This is a genomic window from Ameyamaea chiangmaiensis (assembly GCF_013376175.1).
GTDB lineage: Bacteria > Pseudomonadota > Alphaproteobacteria > Acetobacterales > Acetobacteraceae > Ameyamaea > Ameyamaea chiangmaiensis.
This window is the reverse complement of record NZ_JABXXR010000188.1, coordinates 1-4,384: the sequence shown is the minus strand read 5'-3', so window position 1 is coordinate 4,384 and position 4,384 is coordinate 1. Positions and strand designations below refer to the sequence as shown.

The 4,384-nt window shown below is 66.3% G+C and carries 6 protein-coding genes; 5 read left to right on the top strand and 1 reads right to left on the bottom strand.

What is annotated here, in order from left to right:
- Both HUK82_RS14735 and HUK82_RS14730 read left to right on the top strand, forming a co-directional pair.
- Nucleotides 1-807, top strand: an 807-nt coding sequence (locus HUK82_RS14735; RefSeq protein WP_176614672.1) for a Ppx/GppA phosphatase family protein, incomplete at its 5' end; no start/stop codon positions are given.
- Nucleotides 804-1,628: an RlmE family RNA methyltransferase gene (locus tag HUK82_RS14730; RefSeq protein ID WP_176614671.1), complete on the top strand. Its 825-nt coding sequence runs from the start codon at nt 804-806 to the stop codon at nt 1,626-1,628. The genes HUK82_RS14735 and HUK82_RS14730, both read left to right, overlap by 4 nt.
- Here HUK82_RS14730 and HUK82_RS14725 read toward each other — a convergent pair whose 3' ends face one another.
- Nucleotides 1,629-2,534 (bottom strand): ROK family protein, encoded by a 906-nt coding sequence (locus HUK82_RS14725; RefSeq protein ID WP_176614670.1) that lies wholly within the window; start codon nt 2,532-2,534, stop codon nt 1,629-1,631.
- A 134-nt stretch (nt 2,535-2,668) separates the two neighbouring features.
- Here HUK82_RS14725 and HUK82_RS14720 point away from each other — a divergent pair, with 134 nt between their 5' ends.
- The 3 genes from HUK82_RS14720 (at nt 2,669) to HUK82_RS14710 (ending at nt 4,252) form a co-directional block, all read left to right on the top strand.
- The gene (locus HUK82_RS14720) at nt 2,669-2,905 is read left to right on the top strand and encodes a sulfurtransferase TusA family protein (protein ID WP_176614669.1); all 237 of its coding nucleotides are present in this window, start codon (nt 2,669-2,671) and stop codon (nt 2,903-2,905) included.
- A gap of 176 nt (nt 2,906-3,081) precedes the next feature.
- Nucleotides 3,082-3,315 (top strand): exodeoxyribonuclease VII small subunit, encoded by a 234-nt coding sequence (locus HUK82_RS14715; RefSeq protein WP_176614668.1) that lies wholly within the window; start codon nt 3,082-3,084, stop codon nt 3,313-3,315.
- Between the two features lie 4 nt (nt 3,316-3,319).
- Nucleotides 3,320-4,252, top strand: coding sequence for a polyprenyl synthetase family protein (locus HUK82_RS14710; RefSeq protein WP_176614667.1), 933 nt, complete (start codon nt 3,320-3,322; stop codon nt 4,250-4,252).
- Nucleotides 4,253-4,384: the final 132 nt, after the last annotated feature.

Sequence of the window (4,384 nt, the reverse complement as noted above, 5' to 3'; positions counted from 1 at the left end):
GCCACCGAAGCCTGTCGGCGCGCGGCGAATGGACGGGCGTTCCTCGACCGGGTCGCGCGCGAGACGGGGCTCGGCATTTCCATCATCTCCGGGCGCGAGGAAGCTGAACTCGCGCTCGAGAGCTGCACGCCGTTCCTGGCCAGCCGTGACCGGCGCACGCGCGCGCTGCTGTTCGATATCGGCGGCGGCTCGACGGAGATCGCATGGGTGGGAATCGACGGCACCACGCCGCGCCTCATCAGCTTCGTCAGCGCCCCCGTCGGGGTGGTCACCCTGGCTGAACAGTATGGCGCGAGCATACACACTCCCCTGGGATACGAGGCCATGGTCGCGCAGGTTCGCGATCACCTGCGCGATTTCGAGGCCATTCACTGCATCGGCCGGGAAATCGCACGTGACAATGTGCGTCTTCTGGGAACTAGCGGCACCGTCACGACGCTGGCCGGATTGGCGCTCGGGCTTGAGCGGTATTCACGCGTCGCCGTGGATGGACTGGTTCTTGGCGCGGACCGGGCCGAAGCCGCGCTCGATCTGCTGCGTTCCCTTGACCTGGCAGGCCTCCGCGCGCATCCCTGCGTCGGACGCGATCGGGCCGATTACGTGATGCCCGGCTGCGCCATTTTCGACGCCATCCGACGCACTTGGCCGGCCGATGCGGTCACCGTGGCGGATCGCGGCCTGCGCGACGGCATGCTGCTGCGCATGATTCGCGACGCTGGCATCCCGCATCATGGGCCGCCCCGCCCTCTTTCGACACGGTCCCGGCGCCCAGGCTCCGGGCAAACTCCCGGAGCCCTGCAGACGTGACACGCCGCCCCACCAGCCGCCCGCCCGCCAAGGGTGCCCGCCTGTCTCGCGTTCCGGGCAAGGCGCTGGTCAGCAGTTTGACCCCGGGCCTTGAGGATTCGTCGGGCGACGCAAGTGCCGCCCGCACCAATCGGGCGAAATCGGTCTCGCTGCGCACGGCGATGGGTCGTACCACGGCCCAGCAACGCTGGCTGGCGCGGCAACTGAACGATCCCTACGTGCAGGCGGCCCGCAAGCAGGGATGGCGATCGCGCGCGGCGTTCAAGCTGATCGAGCTCGACGACCGCTTTCATCTGATCCGCCCGGGGATGCGGGTGATCGATCTTGGCGCGGCGCCCGGTGGCTGGACCCAGGTCGCCGTCAAGCGCGGCGCGCGGCAGATCGTGGGCCTGGACCTTCTGCCGGTCGACCCGGTGCCAGGCGCCGAGATGGTCGAAGGGGATTTCAACGATGCGGACATGCCCCAGCGCCTGATGGACCTGCTTGGCGGTCGTGCCGACCTAGTGATGTCGGATATGGCGCCAAACACCACCGGCCATTCCGCGACCGACCACATGCGCATCATGGGACTGGCCGAAGGCGCGCTTGATTTCGCGTTGCAGGTTCTGGGCGAAGGCGGCGCGTTCGTCGCGAAGGTGTTTCAGGGCGGCTCGGAAAAGGCGCTGCTGAACCAGATGAAACATGCCTTTGCCAGCGTGAAGCATGCCAAGCCGCCGGCCAGCCGCAAGGAATCGAGCGAACTATACGTCGTCGCGACCGGTTTTCGTCCCGATCGCGTTTTGCCCCTTACAAGCGCGGACGATGATCCGCGCGCAGTGTGATCAGGTCTCGTCGGCCTCCCACAGCCACGCGGCCCCGCGTACGCCCGAACTGTCGCCATGTACGTTGCGCACGATCGGCGTGTTGCAGGTCGGCGTGATGACATGGCGCTTCATCAACGGCGGCACGCGGTCATAGATCGATGCAATATTCGACGCGCCCCCACCCAGAACGATCACATCCGGATCGAGGATATTGACGATCAGCGCGCAGGCGCGACCCATCCGGTCCATGTAGCGGTCGAGGGCCGCGATCGCAGCAACGTCGCCGTCTTCAGCGGCCTTTTCGATGCCCGCCGTGTTGCTGTGGCCCTGCCCTTTCCAGTCGCGGGCCAGCGACGGTCCGGCGAGGAAACGCTCCAGGCAGCCTTCATTGCCGCAGAAGCACTTCGGCATCGGGAATTCCTCGATGCGGGGCCATGGCAGAGGGATATGCCCCCATTCACCGGCGATGTGATGCAGGCCGGTGATGAGCTTGCCGTTGACGACCAGTCCCGCACCCATGCCCGTGCCGATGATCACGCCGAACACCGTCTCCTTGCCGGCGCCGGCGCCATCGACGGCCTCGGACAGGGCAAAACAGTTCGCGTCGTTCTCCACCCGGACACCGCGTCCGACCGCCTTCTGGATATCCTCGCCGAAGGGCTGGTTGTTCAGCCATGTCGCATTGGCGTTCTTGATCAGGCCTGTGTCCGGGCTGATCGCGCCGGGAATACCGACGCCCAGCGTGGTCGTTCCGCCCAGCCGCGATTCCACGCCGTGGACCATGTCGCGGATCGCGGTCACGGCGCCGTCGTAGTAACCAGGATTGGGCATACGCTCGCGCAGTACCATCGCGCCGTCGCGACCGAGCACGGCAATCTCGATCTTGGTTCCGCCGAAGTCGATGCCGATCCGATAATCCGCCATGATTGAACTCTCTCGCCGTTTCCCCGAGGCACGGCGCGGTGACGCCCTGCCCTGTTGTTCCCAGGCCCAATGCTCTATGGTGCCGTTTGCCGCGCGCCCACCCCCTGCGAAGTGAACTGACCGGAAATTCTGCGATGAGCGAGACATTGCTGGACGTCAAGGGCCTGTCATGCCCCTTGCCCGTCCTCAAGGCCAATCGGGCCCTGCGTGACATGCAGGCGGGCGAGCGTCTGCGCGTGATCGCGACCGACCGGGCCTCGGTGGCTGATTTTCAAGCGTTCTGCCGGGAAACGGGCCATGCGCTGATCGCTTTCGGCGAGGAGGCTGGCGTTCTGTCGTTCGTGATCCGGCGTCGACCGGATGCATCGTAAAAAAAACGACACGTGTCGTCGGCAATCCGGACATGTCGCCGGATGCGTCATCGCAACGTCTGCCATGCTTTTGAGCGGCGCACCGTGTTGAAGACTTGGCAGACAAGGGCGTCGCGGAGTAAGCCCGGTCCTCTCATGAGCCGTTATTCCCCGCGTTCGCGTTCCACAGGTGTGCGATGACCGACCCGATTGCTGCCCTTTCGTTTGAGCAGGCGCTCGGCGAACTCGAGACCATCGTGCGCGACCTCGAAGGAGGGCAGCAGAAGCTCGAGGATGCCATCGCATCCTATGAGCGCGGCGCCGCCCTTCGCAGACACTGCGAGGCCAAGCTGAATGAAGCCGACGCGCGGGTGCAGGCTATCGTCCAGCAGGCCGACGGCACGCTGACGACAAAATCCTTGGACCAGTGACCCCATGACCCAGATACACGCGACGCCCTCTCTCCGTCCGCAGGACGCGGCGAATCTGCGCGACTCGCTTACCGTCCGCGCGGGCGCCATCGAATCGGCGATCGATACGCTCATCGCGCCCGTGACGCGAGGGGGGGAGGCCCGGGTCGTCGACGCCATGCGTTATGCGACGCTTGGCGGCGGCAAGCGCCTGCGGGGCTATCTCGTGACCGAGGTGGCCAGCCTGTTCGGGGTTCCTGCGGTGCGCGCCCTGCGCGTCGCGGCGTCGGTCGAGATGCTACATTCCTATTCGCTGGTCCACGATGACCTGCCGGCGATGGACGATGACGACCTTCGACGTGGACAACCGTCGACCCATCGCAAATTCGACGAGGCGACCGCGATTCTCGCGGGCGACGCGTTGCAGACTCTTGCGTTCGAGGTTCTGGCCGACCCCGCGACCCATCCGGATGCCGAAGTGCGAATCGCGCTGGTCAGTGCGCTGGCGAAGGCTTCGGGCGCGGCGGGCATGGTCGGTGGCCAGATGATCGACATGGAGGGCGAAGGGCGTGCGCTGGCCCTCGATGAGGTCCGGCGGCTGCATGCCCTCAAGACGGGCGCGTTGATCCGTTACGCGGCGGATGCCGGTGCCATCCTGGGTCAGGCGGACGCGGCGACAATGGAACGGATCGCCGCCTATGGCCGCGATGTCGGCACGGCGTTTCAGGTCGCCGATGACGTGCTCGACGCCACGGCCAGCGCCGAGGAACTCGGCAAGACGGCGGGCAAGGACGCCGCCGCCGGCAAGTCCACCTATGTCGCGCTGCTTGGAATCGACGGGGCGGCGGCCGAGGCACGGACGCTGGCAGAGCGCGCGGTTACCGCGCTCGACGGGTTTGGCGCGCAGGCCGACGGGCTGCGTGCCCTTGCTTATTACATGGTCGAGCGCAGGAGCTGACTCCAATGACCGAAAACAGCACCACCCCGATACCGACACTGGGCCGTTTTCCGGTTCTGGACCGTGTTCGCGGTCCTGCGGACCTGCGCAACCTGTCGGTGGACCAGCTGCGGCAGCTGGCCGAGGAACTGC

Excerpts from the sequence above, each read along its gene's own strand:
- HUK82_RS14725 (WP_176614670.1), bottom strand. The coding sequence starts at position 2,534 with ATGGCGGATTATCGGATCGGCATCGACTTCGGCGGAACCAAGATCGAG.
- HUK82_RS14715 (WP_176614668.1), top strand. The coding sequence starts at position 3,082 with ATGACCGACCCGATTGCTGCCCTTTCGTTTGAGCAGGCGCTCGGCGAA.
- HUK82_RS14710 (WP_176614667.1), top strand. The coding sequence starts at position 3,320 with ATGACCCAGATACACGCGACGCCCTCTCTCCGTCCGCAGGACGCGGCG.
- HUK82_RS14720 (WP_176614669.1), top strand. The coding sequence starts at position 2,669 with ATGAGCGAGACATTGCTGGACGTCAAGGGCCTGTCATGCCCCTTGCCC.